This is a genomic window from Streptacidiphilus sp. PB12-B1b, from assembly GCF_014084125.1.
Taxonomy (GTDB): Bacteria; Actinomycetota; Actinomycetes; order Streptomycetales; family Streptomycetaceae; genus Streptacidiphilus.
Genome location: NZ_CP048405.1, coordinates 3,456,103 through 3,471,655 on the forward strand (window position 1 = coordinate 3,456,103; position 15,553 = coordinate 3,471,655).

The 15,553-nt window shown below is 69.8% G+C and carries 16 protein-coding genes and 6 pseudogenes; 11 read left to right on the forward strand and 11 right to left on the reverse strand.

Features of this window, described 5'->3' with window-relative positions:
* Positions 1-113: 113 nt before the first annotated feature.
* From GXW83_RS15485 to GXW83_RS15495, 3 genes are all read left to right on the forward strand, one after another.
* Complete coding sequence (locus tag GXW83_RS15485; RefSeq protein WP_182443664.1) at positions 114-791, forward strand: DUF2306 domain-containing protein; 678 nt, start codon at positions 114-116, stop codon at positions 789-791.
* 776 nt (positions 792-1,567) lie between these two features.
* Positions 1,568-1,711 carry a hypothetical protein gene (locus GXW83_RS15490; RefSeq protein WP_182443665.1) on the forward strand — a complete coding sequence of 48 codons (144 nt, stop codon included), beginning with the start codon at positions 1,568-1,570 and terminating at the stop codon, positions 1,709-1,711.
* Positions 1,712-1,996: 285 nt separating this feature from the next.
* Entirely contained in the window at positions 1,997-3,235 is a 1,239-nt protein-coding gene (locus GXW83_RS15495) for a serine/threonine-protein kinase (protein WP_182443666.1), read from the forward strand.
* A gap of 116 nt (positions 3,236-3,351) precedes the next feature.
* On the opposite strand, the gene GXW83_RS15500 is transcribed toward GXW83_RS15495, so the two are convergent.
* From GXW83_RS15500 to GXW83_RS15510, 3 genes are all read right to left on the reverse strand, one after another.
* The gene (locus tag GXW83_RS15500) at positions 3,352-3,522 is read right to left on the reverse strand and encodes a hypothetical protein (protein WP_182443667.1); all 171 of its coding nucleotides are present in this window, start codon (positions 3,520-3,522) and stop codon (positions 3,352-3,354) included.
* Between the two features lie 294 nt (positions 3,523-3,816).
* The gene (locus tag GXW83_RS15505; protein ID WP_182443668.1) at positions 3,817-5,061 is read right to left on the reverse strand and encodes a PP2C family protein-serine/threonine phosphatase; all 1,245 of its coding nucleotides are present in this window, start codon (positions 5,059-5,061) and stop codon (positions 3,817-3,819) included.
* Positions 5,062-5,169: 108 nt separating this feature from the next.
* On the reverse strand, positions 5,170-5,667 hold the full coding sequence (locus tag GXW83_RS15510; protein WP_182443669.1) for a MarR family winged helix-turn-helix transcriptional regulator: 498 nt from the start codon (positions 5,665-5,667) through the stop codon (positions 5,170-5,172).
* A 101-nt stretch (positions 5,668-5,768) separates the two neighbouring features.
* On the opposite strand from GXW83_RS15510, the pseudogene GXW83_RS15515 reads away from it, so the two are divergent.
* Positions 5,769-6,925, forward strand: a pseudogene (locus GXW83_RS15515) (PP2C family protein-serine/threonine phosphatase).
* Between the two features lie 108 nt (positions 6,926-7,033).
* On the opposite strand, the gene GXW83_RS15520 reads toward GXW83_RS15515, so the two are convergent.
* From GXW83_RS15520 to GXW83_RS34075, 4 genes and pseudogenes are all read right to left on the reverse strand, one after another.
* Positions 7,034-7,582 (reverse strand): recombinase family protein, encoded by a 549-nt coding sequence (locus tag GXW83_RS15520; protein ID WP_182443670.1) that lies wholly within the window; start codon positions 7,580-7,582, stop codon positions 7,034-7,036.
* A 17-nt stretch (positions 7,583-7,599) separates the two neighbouring features.
* On the reverse strand, positions 7,600-7,863 hold the full coding sequence (locus GXW83_RS15525) for a recombinase family protein (RefSeq protein WP_182443671.1): 264 nt from the start codon (positions 7,861-7,863) through the stop codon (positions 7,600-7,602).
* Positions 7,864-8,775: 912 nt separating this feature from the next.
* A pseudogene (locus GXW83_RS35335) lies at positions 8,776-9,042 on the reverse strand (monooxygenase); the annotation flags it as partial.
* Between the two features lie 252 nt (positions 9,043-9,294).
* Positions 9,295-9,507, reverse strand: a pseudogene (locus GXW83_RS34075) (hypothetical protein); the annotation flags it as partial.
* On the opposite strand from GXW83_RS34075, the gene GXW83_RS15530 reads away from it, so the two are divergent.
* From GXW83_RS15530 to GXW83_RS15540, 3 genes are all read left to right on the forward strand, one after another.
* A complete protein-coding gene (locus tag GXW83_RS15530; protein WP_182443672.1) occupies positions 9,464-10,153 on the forward strand; it encodes a hypothetical protein in 690 nt (229 codons plus the stop codon). The pseudogene GXW83_RS34075 and the gene GXW83_RS15530 overlap by 44 nt on opposite strands.
* A gap of 157 nt (positions 10,154-10,310) precedes the next feature.
* Complete coding sequence (locus GXW83_RS15535) at positions 10,311-10,661, forward strand: hypothetical protein (RefSeq protein ID WP_225447009.1); 351 nt, start codon at positions 10,311-10,313, stop codon at positions 10,659-10,661.
* Between the two features lie 562 nt (positions 10,662-11,223).
* On the forward strand, positions 11,224-11,805 hold the full coding sequence (locus GXW83_RS15540) for a hypothetical protein (protein WP_182443673.1): 582 nt from the start codon (positions 11,224-11,226) through the stop codon (positions 11,803-11,805).
* A 280-nt stretch (positions 11,806-12,085) separates the two neighbouring features.
* Here the strand turns inward: GXW83_RS15540 and GXW83_RS15545 are convergent, their stop codons facing one another.
* Entirely contained in the window at positions 12,086-12,412 is a 327-nt protein-coding gene (locus tag GXW83_RS15545) for a hypothetical protein (protein WP_182443674.1), read from the reverse strand.
* Between the two features lie 99 nt (positions 12,413-12,511).
* Between GXW83_RS15545 and GXW83_RS15550 the strand changes: the two genes are divergently transcribed.
* From GXW83_RS15550 to GXW83_RS15560, 3 genes and pseudogenes are all read left to right on the forward strand, one after another.
* On the forward strand, positions 12,512-12,739 hold the full coding sequence (locus tag GXW83_RS15550) for a hypothetical protein (protein ID WP_182443675.1): 228 nt from the start codon (positions 12,512-12,514) through the stop codon (positions 12,737-12,739).
* Between the two features lie 9 nt (positions 12,740-12,748).
* Positions 12,749-13,201 (forward strand): hypothetical protein, encoded by a 453-nt coding sequence (locus GXW83_RS15555; RefSeq protein ID WP_182443676.1) that lies wholly within the window; start codon positions 12,749-12,751, stop codon positions 13,199-13,201.
* Between the two features lie 258 nt (positions 13,202-13,459).
* A pseudogene (locus GXW83_RS15560) lies at positions 13,460-13,615 on the forward strand (transposase); the annotation flags it as partial.
* Between the two features lie 32 nt (positions 13,616-13,647).
* Here GXW83_RS15560 and GXW83_RS15565 read toward each other — a convergent pair.
* A pseudogene (locus GXW83_RS15565) lies at positions 13,648-13,848 on the reverse strand (transposase); the annotation flags it as partial.
* A gap of 8 nt (positions 13,849-13,856) precedes the next feature.
* On the opposite strand from GXW83_RS15565, the pseudogene GXW83_RS34080 reads away from it, so the two are divergent.
* Positions 13,857-14,874 (forward strand): annotated as a pseudogene (locus tag GXW83_RS34080) (IS66 family transposase); the annotation flags it as partial.
* A 17-nt stretch (positions 14,875-14,891) separates the two neighbouring features.
* Here GXW83_RS34080 and GXW83_RS15580 read toward each other — a convergent pair.
* Positions 14,892-15,266 (reverse strand): hypothetical protein, encoded by a 375-nt coding sequence (locus tag GXW83_RS15580; protein WP_182443679.1) that lies wholly within the window; start codon positions 15,264-15,266, stop codon positions 14,892-14,894.
* Entirely contained in the window at positions 15,263-15,478 is a 216-nt protein-coding gene (locus GXW83_RS15585; RefSeq protein WP_225447010.1) for a hypothetical protein, read from the reverse strand. Before GXW83_RS15585 ends, GXW83_RS15580 begins: the two co-directional genes overlap by 4 nt.
* Between the last annotated feature and the right edge of the window lie 75 nt (positions 15,479-15,553).

Sequence of the window (15,553 nt, forward strand, 5' to 3'; positions counted from 1 at the left end):
ACCCCTGGTGGGGTACGCGGGCCGGCTCACGCCCCGGTACCCCCGCAGGAGTAGGGCGATCGACCCCGGCAGGCGGACGTGGCACACCGGTCCCGCCCCATAGCTTTCCCGGCATGACGCCTCCCACCACCACCGCTACCGGCGCGAGTGCCGCCACCGATACCGCCCCCAGGACCGGCCGGCGCCGGACCGCCTGGATATCCATGACCGCACTGGCCCTGCTGACGGCCGGGGTCTCCTCCCGCTACTTCCTGGACGACCCGGGGCTCTTCCTCGCGCAGCAGCGCGCCGTCTATGTGGCCGACCTCGCTCCGCTGCTCTTCCACATCAGCGGCGGCGTCGTGGCCCTGGCCGTGGGCCCGTGGCAGTTCGTGCCCCGGCTCAGGCGAGAGCACCCGGCGGTGCATCGGGTGATCGGGCGGGTATACGTGCTGGGCGCGCTGGCGGCTGGGGTCGGCGGGCTGCTGATGGTCCCAAAGGGGCTCTACTGGCCGGTGGCGCCACTCGGTTTCGCCGGGCTCGCCATGGCACTCCTGGCAGCGACGACGATGGCGTTCCGGGCGATCCGCCGGCGCGCTTTCACCGAGCACGAGGTGTGGATGACCCGGTCCTACGCCCTGATCTTCGCCGCGGTCACCTTCCGGCTCTGGCTGGCTGTGCTGCCCAACCTGGGGGTCTCCTTCGAGCAGGCCTACCGCAGCGGCGCCTGGGCCTCCTGGCCGATCAACCTCCTGATCGCCCAGTGGCTGATCTCCCGGCTGCGGACAAGCCGCCACGCAGCCCGCGGCTGACGATACCGGTGCACGCCACCGTCACCCGCGCCCGCCCGAAGAGACGGCCTAATAGGCCGGAAGGGGCCAAGGGGCCGGGGCGGTGCGTAGTCATGACACTGTGCAACGCCCCGGCGGAGCGGCCATGGGGGATGGCCTCGCCGGGACCAACGAGCGAATCAGGTCGTCGTCACGCACTGGTACGGCAAGCCGGGCGGGCTGCCGGCTGCTCGACCATCTTCGTCGGGGGTGCCTGGAAGACGGCACGGTCCACTGGCAGCAACCGGGGCCTGTCCGGCGCAGGCGCCGGCGCGAGTGGCTGGGAGAAGATGGGAAGCCCCAAGGGGTGAGGCTCAGTCACAGGCAACGCTCTTCCCCAACGCTCTCCGTTTGGGGAGGTCAGTTCGGCAGGTGAACTGATTCCGCTTGGAGACGCCTTCCGGGGGGCGCTGGTTACTGCTGGCCGACCATGACGCGCCAGGGATCGGGGTTTGGCCTAGGCTGTCGAGTGACGTCCTAGCCCCTGACGTGTTCATCGCTGATTTGGGGAGAGTCCCCCGAGAAGTGGACGATGTAGCCCCGACGCCTTCCCGCTGGCGGTCGGCCCCGTGCGTGTCGGGTCCTGACCGCCGTGCGCCGCACTCCGGGTCCCCTGACTCAGCACCAGGCCGACGATGCCACGGTGCTCACGGCCGCGTTGACCGTCCGCTGCCTGATGAGCGGCGGAGCACGACGCGAGCGCTTGGCCCTTGGGCCGGGGACAGCTGCTGCGCGATGTAGTCCATCAGGCCAGCGGCATGGTCAGCGACCAGCTCGCAATTCCCGCCACCGAAGGTCTGCTGCGCTTGCGCGCCTTCGCCTGCGGCAGCGGACGCCCCCTGGGCGCCGTCTGCCAGGACGTGGTGGACCGGCGGCTCCGCCTACCTCGCGGCGGCGACTGATTGACACGGCCGGACGCGATACGGATCCAGGGGGTTAGCGCCGGTCAGGTGTGTAACACGCTCGCGGCGGCGTGGGACCGAGACCGTAGCGGGCTGGGTGGCTTGCTGTCGGGTGTGACCCGCTGCCTCAGTCCCCGCGACCTCTTCCCCGACCAGCTGACCGACGGGTAGTCCCCGCGGTTGGGGGAAGGTGAGATCCGCCTGGACTATCCCAGGTGCCGGAGACGAGGAGCACCAGTCGTGATGCCTACGCCCGCCCCGGGGCCGCTGGACGCAGCGGCCGACTTGTTCGTCGGCCGCTATCGCCTGGGGCCGGTCCTTGGCCGTGGCGGGGCTGCCACCGTTCACCAGGCGCTGGACGAGCGGTTGATGCGCCAGGTCGCCCTCAAGGTGTTCCGTCAGGACGCCGACCGGTATCTGGTCCGGCGTTTCGAGGCAGAAGCCCGGCTGCTGGCACGGCTCCACCACCCGGGCCTGGTCGAGGTCTTCGACTTCGGCCACACCGCGCAGGGACCCTACTTGGCACTGGAACTGCTCCCCGGACCCCCACTTGGCGTCCTGCTGCGCAGCGGCCCCCGGTCCCTGGCCGAGACCTTGCGCACCGGCCTGGACCTCGCCCGGACCCTGGAGTACGTGCACAGCCAGGGCGTCGTGCACCGGGACGTGAAGCCGTCGAACATCCTCCTGGACCAGGACGGGCGTCCCAGGCTGGCGGACTTCGGCATCTCCCGAGCCGTGGACACCGCGGGCAGCACCCGCACCGGCATGATCATGGGAACCGCCGCCTACCTGGCTCCGGAACAGGTCCACGGCCGGGGCGCCGGACCCGAGGCAGACGTCTACGCCTTGGCCCTGGTCCTGATCGAATGCCTCACCGGCGAACGCGAATACCCCGGACCGGCAGCCGAATCCGCCGTCGCCCGACTCCGCCGCTCCCCGCAGATCCCAGCCGGGCTGCCCTGGACCCTGACACAGGCCCTGGACCATATGACCCGCACCGACCCCACCGAACGCATCAGCGCCTCCGAGTGCGCCAAACGCCTGAGCGCCGTACTGGAACAGCGCACCGCTGCGCCGCCCGCGACCCCGGCACCTCTCCCCGAGTCGCGCGTCGAGCCGGACCAGCACGCCAACCCGCCTGCGCACAAGCGTCGGTGGGTGCGTCCGGCCGCCGTCGCAATCACCGCTATTGCCGGCAGCGGACTCATCTGGAGTCTCGTGGCCGCCGGCCCGCAGCCCTCCTCCGCCGCTCACACGGCCAGCAGCCCAGTCACCAGCGCACACCCAGCACCCACATCAACCGCAGCCGATCCGGATGCCTCGGCCACCCCGCGCGCACACGGCACCGGACCCGCCCCCACCGCGACTCGCCATCCATCTGCTGCGCCCGCGACGGCTCCGATGCCGACACTGCGGGCCACGGGCGTCACGGGCGACGCGAAGCCAGCCCAAGCCCAGCACAAAGGCAACAAAGGCAACAAAAGCAACAAAGGCAAGGGCCACCGGCGCGGGCACGGGCATTGACAGGCCAGCAGCGCCTACAGGCGTCCGGTGCCTGCGGCTCGTGAGCACTAGTGAGTGTCATAGTGCCTGGCGGGATTTCGTGGAAGTCGCCGAATAGCTGACCGACGACTTCGACCTCACTGATCGACGTGGCCGCGTGCGGGATCCTGCTGGCTGACGCTGGCGGTGCCGCCGGGACGATGGACCTCGAGAGCACCGGAGCGTTGTCGCGCCTGCTGGTCGACCTTGTCCGGCGTGGGTACCGGCACTTGGTGCTGGAAATTCGCTGCTTGGGATCCCACGGACATCAGGCGTCCTGCGGCTGCCATCGGGCCGACTCGTTCGCGGTCGGGGACTCATCCGTCGCCAGGTCCCGTGCCCGCTTTCGCTGTACCTCCTGGGTCACGAGCCGCGGGAGGCACACGCCGCGGTGACCTACAACACCCTACGCATCCTCACGCACCGGTCTGGACCAGGTCTTGACCAACCGCCCTGGTAGCGACACTGCTTGAAATTTCGCCGACATCAGGGCGCGGGGGACGAGGGATGCGCGATCGGGCCGTGGATCCATCTTGCGGCATGTGGTTGCCAGGGTGGGGACCTCAGTGCAGGTGCAGGAGGGCGATGTCGTCGGCCAGGCCGCCGTGGCCTGCGGCCAGCGTTTCGGCGCTGCGGATCAGCGTGTCCACGAAGGTGTCGGGCGGCAGGGCGGCGTATTTCCCGGCGAGTTCGAGCAGGCCCTCCTCGCCCAGGCGCCGTGGGCCGTGGCCGATGCGTCCTTCGATCAGGCCGTCGGTGAACAGCACCACCGCCGTGCCGGCATCCATCGGCAGCGGGGCAGTGGTCCAGGCGCCGCCCCCCGGCAGCAGGCCCAGCGCGGGCCCGCTGGGCACCGCGGCCAGGTGCACGCCGCCGTCCGAGGAGCGAAGCAGGACGTCGGGGTGCCCGGCCCGGACCACCTCGAGAGCGGGGCCCCCCGCGGAGCGGCTGAGAGTGGTCAGGGTGGCGAATATCGCCGGCCCGGACCGCTCGGCGGTCAAGATCTGCTCCAGCAGTGCGACCAGGTCAGGTCCGCGCTCGCCGGCCAGGATGAGGGCGCGCCAGGCCACCCGCAGGCAGACCCCCAGGGCAGCCTCGTCGGGGCCGTGGCCGGAAACGTCGCCGACGACCGCGTGGACCGTTCCGTCGCTGGTTTGGACGACGTCGTAGAAGTCGCCGCCCAGCAGGGCCTGGGAGCGGCCGGGCCGGTAGCGGGCGCAGACCTGCACGCTGGTGTCGAGCAGTCGGGGGACGGGCAGCAGGCCGCGTTCCAGGCGGGCGTTCTCCTGAGCGCGCAGTTCGCTGGCCTGGAGGGTGGCCGCTGCTTGTTGGGCTGCTTTGCGCTGGATGGCATAGCGCAGGGCGCGGTCCAACAGGTCCGCGGACACCCGGCCCTTGACCAGGTAGTCCTGGGCGCCGGCGGCGACCGCGGCCATCCCGGTGTGCTCCTCGTCCAGGCCGGTCAGGACCACGACCGCGGCCTCGTCGGCCGCCGCGACGATTCGCGCCACGGCCTCGACTCCTTGGGCGTCGGGCAGGTGCAGGTCCACCAGGACGCACTGCGGCGGCGCTGCCGCCAGCTCACGGATGGCGTCGGCGGCGGAGCACACCCGACGCACGGTGAACGGCACGGCGCTTTCGGCGAGCAATTTCTCCACGAGTAGCGCATCGCCTGGATCGGCTTCGACGAGCAGGACGGATACCTGGTCGAGCTTCGGGTCGGGGCGGTGCGGTGAGGTACGGGGCGGGAATGTCGGTCGGGGCCTGCGGGTGGAGGTGGGCGGGGCAGGGTGGTGCCGGGTGACCATAGGTCTCCTCTCACGGCAGGCGGGCACCCACCCGACCGCATGGCGCGGCCTACAACCACCCTAGAGCAACTATTGCCGCATGACAATAATTGCCATTGGATGGTTTTTTTAGGCGCTGCGGGCATCGTCGAGCCGGTCCGAGCCCTTCGCCCCGCCTGCTCGGGCGGCGGCGTCGCGGAACGCCCGCAGGCCACGGGCCAGGTCCGCCATCTCGGAGGGCTCCATGGTCTGCAGCACCGCGTTCAGCTCCCTCACCCGGTAGTCCCGCAAATCCGATATCGCCGCGTGGCCGCGCGGGCTCAGGCGCAGCTCCACCTCACGGCGACTGGACGCGCCCAGCGAGCGCTCGACCAGACCCAGCGCCCCCAACCGGTCGCACAGACGACTGACCGAGGGAGCACTGGAGCCGAGCACCTCGCTCAGAACGCGCAGATTGATCCCCTCGTGGGCCTCGATCGCCAGGAGGGCGCGCAACTGCGAGGAGGAAATCGGGCCGTCGGGCGCGGCGGCCTGACCGCGCCCCCACAAGGCCTCAAGCAGTTCCGTCACCGCGCAAGCGTCATGAGCCGCCTGCAGCGGACGCGACGTCGGGGTGGTGGAGGACACCCGACCACTCTGCCATCTGCGGGCCGGTATTGTCAGCTTACCGGCACCGGCCGGCCCGAATCACAGCAGAAGGCCCACCAGCGACCGTGACCGACAACTACCTGGCCGTCGAAAGCGCCCTGCGCGCAGCGGCCCCGCACGCACTGCTCGACGCCGCCCGCCAGTCCCTGTCCGCGCACTTCGGCGCAGTCGGCGTGAACCTGCTGATGGCCGACTACAGCCTCAGCCTCCTGCAGCCGGTCACCACGTTGCCCCACACCACCCGCCCGCTGCCCGTGCGCGGCAGCGTCCCCGGCCGGGCCTTCGGCAGCCAGGAGTCGCAGTACGAGGCACGCCCCGACGGCCATGTAGACATGCACCTGCCGGTGACCGTACGCGGAGACAGGCTGGGCATCCTGTCCGTCACCCTGCCCGAACACGCCGCCGAACCGACGGCACTGGACGAGCTGCGCCAGGTCGCCGACCTGCTGGGGCGAGAGATCCTCGTAGCCGAACGCGACACCGATCTCTACCTGCAGGCCCGCCGCGCCAGCCGGCTCACCCTGGCCGCCGAGATGCAGTGGCAACTGCTGCCCGGCCGCTCCTGCTCCCGCGCGGAGTACGCCATCGGAGCGCAACTCGAACCCGCCTACGCCATCCACGGCGACAACTTCGACTGGGCCACCACCGCCGACACGCTGACCCTGACGATCACCAACGGCATGGGCGAAGGCATCGCCGCCGCCCTGCTGACCAACCTCGCCGTCAACGCCCTGCGCAACGCGCGCCGCGCCGGCGTCGGCATCGCCGACCAAGCCGCCCTCGCCGACCAGGCCATCTACGCCCAGCACCGCGGCCAGGCCCACGTCTCCACGCTCCTGCTCTCCTTCGCCTTCGCCACCGGACGTGTCCTGGTGGTGGACGCCGGCTCCCCGCAACTGTGGCGCCGGCGCGGCAAGAGCGTCGACCGGGTCCGATTCGAAGCCCAACTGCCCCTGGGCATGTTCGAAGAAACCCCCTACACCGAGCAGGAATTCGAGGTGCTCCCCGGCGACCGGCTCATCTTCCTCAGCGACGGCGTCTACGCCACTGCCTCCCCCAAGGCGAGAGCTACCAGGAGCACGCCCTGGCCCGCGCGATCACCGCCACCAGCCTGCTGTCCGCCGCCGACGTCCCCGGGGCGATCCTGCGCGAACTGGCCGACTACCGCCACGCCGACGCCACCGACGACGCCCTGGTTGTCTGCCTCGACTGGACAGGAACCCCCGCCCAGGCCTAGCCCTCGTGGCCCTCTTGCTCGGAGACCGTGCGTCCGGGTCCGGGTCCGGGGTCGGGGGCGTAGGTGTCGAAGGAGCGTTCGGCGCTGGGGTTGTCCTGGGTGCGGGTGTCATCCACGCTCGGTCCCCAGCTGTGCTCGTGGGTCTCGCTGTCCATGTCCGAGGGGTTCTTCGGCATGTCTGCCGCCTTTCGTCGGCGGAATCGCCTGCGGGGCGTTCTTGGCGGCGCATCGTGGATACGTCGGCCGGAGCGATGTTCCGAGTAGGGGGCGGCCCTTGTCGTCGAACAGGACGTGTGACCAGCCGTCCCACGCGACTGCCGGTTCGACGCGGTGCTGGCCGGCGTAGGAGACCATGCCGCAGTAGCGCGGATTGAGGAGCATCTTGTTGACCATGGTGCTGGACCAGAGTGCTCCCGCAGGGGAGGGGAGGCCCCACCGGTTGAGCTTGGTCGCGATGCCGTACGCCGTCGTGCCGACGAGGCAGGCGCTGAAGATGCCCTGCACGATCGGGGCTTCGACGGGATGGGCCTTGCCTTTGTCGGGGCCGGTCCGGATCCAGCCGTAGGCGATGCGGCCCTGGATCTTTCTGTCCCGGGCGCAGGCGAGGTGCATGCGGGCGACGCGGCGCGAGGTGTCCTCGGAGGACTTGAGCGCCATCACGCACATGATCCGGGTCATGTGGCGGTCGCTCCGGTGGCGCCGAGCACGGGCCTCTTGACGTACTCGACGATGTCGATCAGGTCTTCGAGGTCGCGGGGTCGCCGGACGAGCCGGTCGAGGTCGTAGAAGATGACGCCGTCGACGGCGCCGCTGGCGAGATCAACCAGGAGTCGGCGGAACAGGGGGCGGAGCACCACCCAGTCGGCCGAGCCGTCGTCCATGACCACCTTGCGCTTCTTGAAGGCGGAGGTGCGGAGATCAGCGCGGAGCTGGTGCATCGCACCAGGTGGTGGATGCCGGGCCAGGGCCGGGCGGCGGGTGCCGCGAAGGCGACGGGGATGGCTGCGGCGGCGATGAGGGTGGCTCCGCCGACGCAGCAGGCGGCCTGTCGGACAAGGGCGTTGCGGTGAAGCATGTCGGCGTTCCTCCGAGGGGTGAGGGAAGCACAGCCGCTGGGGACGGCCGTCCATCAGCTCGAAGTAGGGTGACCGTTCAGGCGTTCGGCGCATCACGAACGGCACGAGCTTCCCCAAGGGAAGGACGGAACTCCCGTTCGGATACGCCGCCCGGCCTACACGTACGGGGGTCCCGCCGCCTATCAAGGGGACCCGAACCATGTCCCGGCCGTGGATGGTGACGCCCGGCTCCAGGTCCGCCAGGTTGGAAGGCCACTGCCCGACCGCCCGGTCCAGAGCTGGCCAAGGCCTCCGCTGTCGGGATAACCGTTCACGATCCCGCTTCCGGTGACCCTCCGAGGCCCTGGCTCGGAAGCGATCCAGAACCCGACGTCGACCTCGGAGATCACCAATGGGGCCAGGCCGGCTTCGGGCCCCATGAACCGTCCCGCTGTCCCGCGCCGGGATGAGGTCCGGGAAGGAGGACCATGCCGGGCCCGCCCGCAGGAGTCGACCCCGGCGCCTGCCCTCCGCCTGCACGGCGGGCAGGCCTGGGTTCCAGTGACGCGGCGTCGCGGTCCGTGAGGCTGCGCCCCTGTGGGCTGTTCGTCCGCGAGCCGGCCGTTGCCCGGGCAGCGGTGAATACCCACCCGTGGGGTTCAGCCGAACCAGTGGGCGAGGGTGGTCTCCAGCGGGGTGCCGTCGGTATCGGTCCAGGTAACGTAGCCGTCGGGCCCTGATCAGCAGGGCTTGGGCGCCGTCGAGGTCCTCGGCGGTCTTCGCCATGACGTGGTCGACCGGGTCGGAACGGTCGCCGACCGAGCGCCTCTTGCCGTCGAGGGAGAGCAGCAGGCCCCGGCCGGAGTGCATCAGCCGACTCACCCGGGTCGGCCCGTCCTCGGTGGTCAGATCCACGTCGGTCAGCCGGAGGCCGACGCCGGGGTAACGGACGTCCAGGCCCGACAACATGCCCGAGATGTAGTGGTTGGTGTCCGGCAGCCGCAGCAGGTCGGTCACCAGAGCGCGCACCGCGTCCACCCCTTCGTTCCGACCCGGGTTCATGATCACTGCCTGGGCGCGGGTGTGGCGCAGCACTCGTGCGGCAGCCGGGTGCCGTTCGTCGTGGTAGCTGTCCAGCAGTCCGGTGGGCGCCCAGTTGCGGATCGTGCCGACGAGTTTCCAGCCCGGGTGACCACCGCGTTCACCCGCCTCGCAGCCCTGCCCCCACCCGTGCCCTGACCGGCGGAACGCTCCCTGCCCGCCCTACCACCCAGACACCCCAGGAGCACCCGGCCACGCACCGGGACCTCGCCGGGAGTGCTCGTGGCGGGCCCGCTCCCGGACCTCGTGGACTTCCGGCGCCGCGACCTTGTTCGGCTTCCTCGGTGGTGTGACGGCCTTGCCAGGATGATCTCTCCGGAGGCCCAAGTAGCCATCGTCGAGAAGCACTTGAACCTTGGCGAATTGTCGGAAGAGGTCGTCGATGCCCTCGCCCCGCATCGCGGTGGTGTCGTGCATGCGTCCGGGGGCAGTGTTCCTCGCAGATGAGTGCGGCAAGAGCGACTGGGCTCTGGTCGACGTCCATGACGTTGAGGCATTCCTGGCCACCTGGCCCAACGCCCGCAAGCGCCGACTGACCGTGCTGCGGCAGTTCTTCGGCTTCGCCCGCTCGCAGCACCTGGTCCTGGTCGATCCAACCCGCGGACTGACCGCGAAGGAGAGCAACGGATACCGGGGCCGGACCCTCACCCTCGACCAGCAGCGTGACCTGTTCCGCCGCTGGACCTGCGACGACGAGGTCCATCCCCACGAAGCCCTGCTCGGCAAACGGCCGCACCCGGTCCCGCTCGACCCCGCGTCCTGGGCAGTGCTGCAACGATGCCTCACTCACCGGGCCGGATGGCCGACGCAGAACCCCCACGTCATGGTGAACAAGGGAACGAAGGTCGGCTGGAGCCCGGCCTCAACCGCCTATCTGTCCCACGTCCTTCACCAGTGCAGCTATCCGCCCCGGATGATCCGCGGCGCCCGGCTCGTCGAGCTCGTCAACACCCTGGACCCCAAGCTCGTCGCCGCGGCCTTTGGCATGGACCCCCAGGTCAGCCTCATCCACCTCGCCGATTACGTCGACCCCGGGCGCATTCCCGCCAGCACAAACTCCGGTGCGGTATAGCCGCCGGATGTCTACCCTCCGGTGAAGGCCCCGACCAGCACTACCTCCTGACGAAGCGGAGTGATCATGGCCGATCAGACGAATGCCCAGCGGCTGTATTCGTGGGGGACGTTCCCAGTTCGAGAGCCAGTCCGCTCCGGTCGCACGGGCTGGCAACGTGCTTCGCGCGGCGAGTCGGGGGCTCGGCGTCTTCCCGGAAGTCGACGACGCTCTCCTGCTGGCCGAGGCCGAAGAGCAGTGGCCTCGGGCCCGTGAAGTCTTCGACAGTCTGCGACGACGAAGTCTGGATCAGAGTTGGCCGCTGGAGGAAGAACAGGCCCTTCTGTTCACTCTCGCTGAGCTGGTCGCCAAGGTCGCACACAACGCTGCAGGCGTGCGGCCTCCGTTCGATCACGACTCCGGATGGCGCATCGGGCCGGTCGCCTACAGGCTCATCTCGACCACGGACAATCCCCGGCTTCGGGCCGACCTCACAACAGATCTCGGCGGACGCCCAGAAGACACCTGACACGACGTCGCGACACTGCTGAACCTGTTGAATTTCGGTGCCGCCTCGCACGGGTTCGCCGGAACATGTGCGCTCCGAGTAGCAACCGCTGCCGGCCCGCCTCACCGCGCAGCCGGAGGGGGCGTCGCGTTGCCCGGGCTGGCGAGACCAAGGCAGGACGGATTCATCGGCGCAGCCGGGCGACGCGATCCTGGACGGGGAGATCGTCGCCCTGGACGAGCACGGCCGCCCCTCCTTCACCCGGCTGCAGGAACGGACGGCGAAAGGAGGCCGGAGCCGGCGGCGCTGCTACCATCCGGTCGGCATTCGATCTTCGGGATCAGGGGGACAGATGAAGGCAATCAGGAGTGCGGCCCGAGCTGCAGCGCTTTGTGTACTCATCAGCTCGGCGGCGGGTTGCTCCGACTCGTCGGCGGCAGCCCCGGCGGGCGCGCGCCCCGTCGGCGCGACGACGAAGGCGACCCAGAGCGCGGTACCGGTCGTGTCCCAGAGCGCCCAGAATTTCCCGAGCATCCCCATTGCGGGCGGTGGAGGCGCGGCGGCGGGTCCGGTGAGCCAGAGGGTGCTCCAATCGGTCCTGCTGACGGCCGGTTCGCTGATCCCGGGACTGCAGCGGGCCCCTGCCAGCGACCACCTGGGCGTGGACACCCTGAAGTACGCGGCCTCCACCGGTGGCCCTGCGTGCACCGTCTTCCTCAATGCCCTCAACGGCACCGCCGACGCCTACCACTCGCTGGCGGAGGCGGACCGGGGCTATCAGGTCGGCGGCTCCTCGGGCGGGATCCAACTGGAGACCATGCTGATCGGCTACGCGTCCGCGGCGCAGGCCCAGCGGGTCCTCACCGACCTGCGCAACCGCACGCCGCAATGTCCCAAGGTGGACTACACACTCAACGGCAACGCCCTGGCCCTCACCGGTATATCCAATCTGCCGCTGCAAAAGGCCGGCGACGACTCGGTAGGCGTCCAGGCGTCCTCCGCCTGGAATGGCGGGGAGCCCTTGCTGATGGCTGTGGACACCGTGCGGGAGGGCTCGGTCGTGATCAGTATCTGGGTCTCCAACGACCCCGCGCCCGCCCCGCTGCTCCAGCTGGCCTCGACGGCGGCCGTAGTCGACCTGCTCCAGGCCGAAGGCGCGAGCTGAGGTTCGGGCCGGCCCAGCACTTCGGGCTGATGCCTCAATCCCGGGCCGGGGCTGCCGTCCAGCTGCCCGCCGATCCCGTAGCCCGGGTACGGACAGCGTGCCGGATCACCTCAGCCGAAGTGTTCAGCCGACTGCGGCCCTGGCGCGACCACTACCCCGATGCCCCCGACCCAGGTGTTTGGCTTCCACGAACTTCGCGCAGTCCTCGGCATCCCGGTGTCCTGGCCGGTGCCGATGTCCTCGTCGAACCAGGACGGCACGAAGCGCATCCTGTGGCCCCTCAGGCCGGAATCGTGTTCGCGGACACGATGGGGGGAGGGGTGGGGCCAACCGCAAGGTCGTGGGCGGCCGGCAGGAACGCGGTGGCGGGGTGTGGTTCATGCCCGGTGTTGGTAGTTCCGTACCCGGCTGCGGACCGCGTCCTCGCTGACGCCGAGGCGTCACCCATGGTCTGCCAGGACATGGCGGCCTCGACGTTGAACGCGGCCTCCAGGCCCGCCTGTTGGGCCAGGCGCTCCAGCGCGGCGACCGCCCGCAGGGCGGCAACGGGGGCGTCGGCGGCGAGGTTGGCGAGCCTGTCCTGCAGGCGCTGCAGCAGCTCGCTCACGTCGTCGGGGACCGGGACGGTGCGGGCCTCGATCTGGCGGGTGTGCGCGGCCCAGTCCTCGGCTGGCCCGGGGGTGTCGGTGAAGCTGAGGACGCCCTCATGGAGGGCATCTCTGCCACCCAGTCAGCCACGGTCACCGGAAGCCACGAGGTGACTTACACCGTCTCGTTCAACACGGCCCTGCACGCCGAGTACGCTGTCTTCGAAGCCAACACGTACGACGAGACGTACACCGTCAATTCGGTCTGCGCCCAGCACGAGGTCGCCGAAGCCGAGACGTACTTCCCCATCGGGCAGGGCTGGCACACCTGGACCACCGCCTACTAGGGATCCGGTATGAAACGGGATCACCACCGCACGCTGGCAGCCGCATCACTGGTAGCAGTCGGCTGCGCGTTCACCGCCAGCTGCACCTCGGCAGCCAGCCCCTCCTCCAAACCGACGGCCACGCGGCCCGTGGCCTCCCCTTCGCTGCCCGCGTTCCCCGCCGTGTCCCAGCAGAATGTCCTTGCTGAGGCAGCGCAGAACACCGGGCACAGCATCTTCACCACCAAGGCCCTGAGCAGTTCCTCGATCACGGTGCGGATCGGGTGCATCGGAGCGGGAACAGCGGCGGTGTCCCTCCAGGTCTTCCAGGGGAGCACAGCACCGATCTACCAGATCAACAAGCAACCCTGTGACGGCTCGATCCAAAAAGCGGTGTTCACCGCAGACCACCTCACACCCATGACCGTCACCGCACAGGCCCCGCCCGGCAACCGCTACGCACTGCTCGTCACCCAGGGATAGCCGCGGCAAACCGTCAGAGGCCGGGCACCAGAGCACATTACGGTGCCCGGCCGACCACTTTGACGGCCTCGCCCAGCACGCGCCAGCGGCCGCGCTGCGCGCAGTTGCCGCGCTGGAGTTGGCCTCACCGGATGGTGTCCCGCCGAATGGTGTAGCAGCGATCTTGGAATGGGCGGCCACCGCGCAACTCTCCGAGTGGCGAAGCTCGTTGATGAGAGGTGTGCGATGGCCTTGTCCCAGTCTGACTTACTGCGCCTGATGGAGTCACTGCGTACGGCTGACGGAGTTGAGTTGATCAGGGTCCTGGCCCAGCGGATCCTGCAGGAGCTGATCGAGGCCGAGGCCACCGCCGTCATCGGCGCCGAGGCGGGCGAGCACAGCCCGGAGCGCGTCACCTGGCGCAACGGCCACCGCGACAAGCTGCTGACCAGCCAGGCCGGCGACCTGGAGCTGAAGCTGGCGCAGATCCGCGAGACCTCACTCTTGGAGATCCCGGAGTCCGCGCCGAGGGCCTGGACCAGGTCGTCGACGGACCGGGTGGACACGCCGTGCACGTAGGACTCCATGACCACGGCGAACAGGGCCTGGTCGATGCGGCGCCGGCGTTCGAGCAGGCTGGGGAAGAAGCTGCCGGAGCGGAGCTTGGGGCGCCGGCTGCGGGACCACCACCGTGGGCGAGGTTCTGGCCTGGGCACGTGGGCGGGTACAGTACGGGCCCCGACTGATGGTCCGCGCGGCGTGGCTGGTGTCCGCGCACCACCTGCCGGTGCGCCGGGCCGCCTCTGTGCTGTCCGCGCTGCTGGGTGCACCGGTCTCGGCGGGCTGGGCCGCCGCCCTGCGCGGGAAGGCGGCCCGGCTGGTGGAGCGGGACTTCCTTCGCCGGGTCAAGGAGTTGATCACGGCGGCCCCGGTCGCGCACGCGGATGAGACCTGCGCGCGGGCCGCGGACGCCTTGCGGTACCTGCACGTGCCGTGCAGCGAGTACCTGACCGCGATGCGCGTCGGGGACCGCACCAAGGAGTGCATGGCGCGGGCGGGATCTGGCCTGACTTCGACGGCGTCCTGGTCCGCGACGGCTACCAGGGCTACCTGCACCTGGACCAGGTCGGACACGCCTGGTGCGGCGCTCATCTCCTGCGTGATCTTCGCAGTGTCCACGACGGGCACCCCGTCGGACAGTTGTGGGCCCAGGCGATGGCCACCACCCTGCTGGAGGCCAAGGACGCCGCCCGGACAGCCCCCGCCCGAGGCCTGGACGCGCTGGAGCCGCCGGACCGTCGAGGATCCGCAACGGCTACCTCGGCGCGCTGGCCCGTGGCCGTGACAACAACTTGGGCAAGCGCGGCCCCCTGGCAGACGAGGCCCGGATCCTGATCCGCCGGTTCGAGGCCCGCGAGGACATGATCCTGCGCTTCGCCACCAACCTCACGGTTCCCTTCAGCAACAATCTCGCCGAGCGAGACCAGCGCCCCGTCAAGGGCCAGCAGCGAACCTCCGGTGGCTGCTGGAGAACCCTGCAGGGACTCGCTGACTTCGCTGTCGTCCAGTCTTACCTGTCCATCGTCGGCAAGTGGGGCCACAACAAACTCACCGCGCTCGAAGACCTCTTCACGACTGGCGCGTGGCTCCCCCCTGCCCTTACCCCGACCGCAGGCCGAGCAGTCGCGGCCTGACCAGCAGAAGGTGACGCTCATGCCCGGCCGCCTGACGCACGCAGCACCGACTCCCAGCGCCGAATCGCTTCGCCGTCGAGGGGACCCGCCAGTTCGGGCGTTGACGCGGCGAACAGGAACTCCTTGAGCAGGTCCCCGAAGCCCGGCTCGAAACCCAGGTCGTCCCGGACTTCCAGGGCCTGCGCCCAGTCTCTGAACCCCACGGCCGTCACGAGACCCTGGGAAAGCCTCTCCAAGGCACGCAACGCATCGGACCGCTCGAGAACGACGAGTTCCTCCGCGCAGTCCCAGGGAAACAACGCCAGAGCGCGGGCAGCCTGGTACACCGGCAGGTGGAACCCGACCAGATCGCGCAGCGCCTGCGCACGACGGAGCTTCTCAGCATCACTCATGGCAGCAACTTGTCCTTGATATGGGCGATCGAGCCGTCGGGCACGACCGTTGTCTTGGTGTATCCGATCGTGGTGCCGTCCGCTCCGACCTGATTCGTATAGAGCGCGTACGACCCCGGCACGCGGCCCGGGACGCGCGTCTCGAACTGGACTGCGCCGCCCGGCAGGCTCGTCATCACCGTGTCCTCCGCCGCCGCAGGCAACTTCTTCACGTAGCGGTTCAGGTTGGAGAGGAGTTATTGTCAAGAGCTGTGGATTGGCCCTGGAGCTTGATCCCGCGAGGTCGT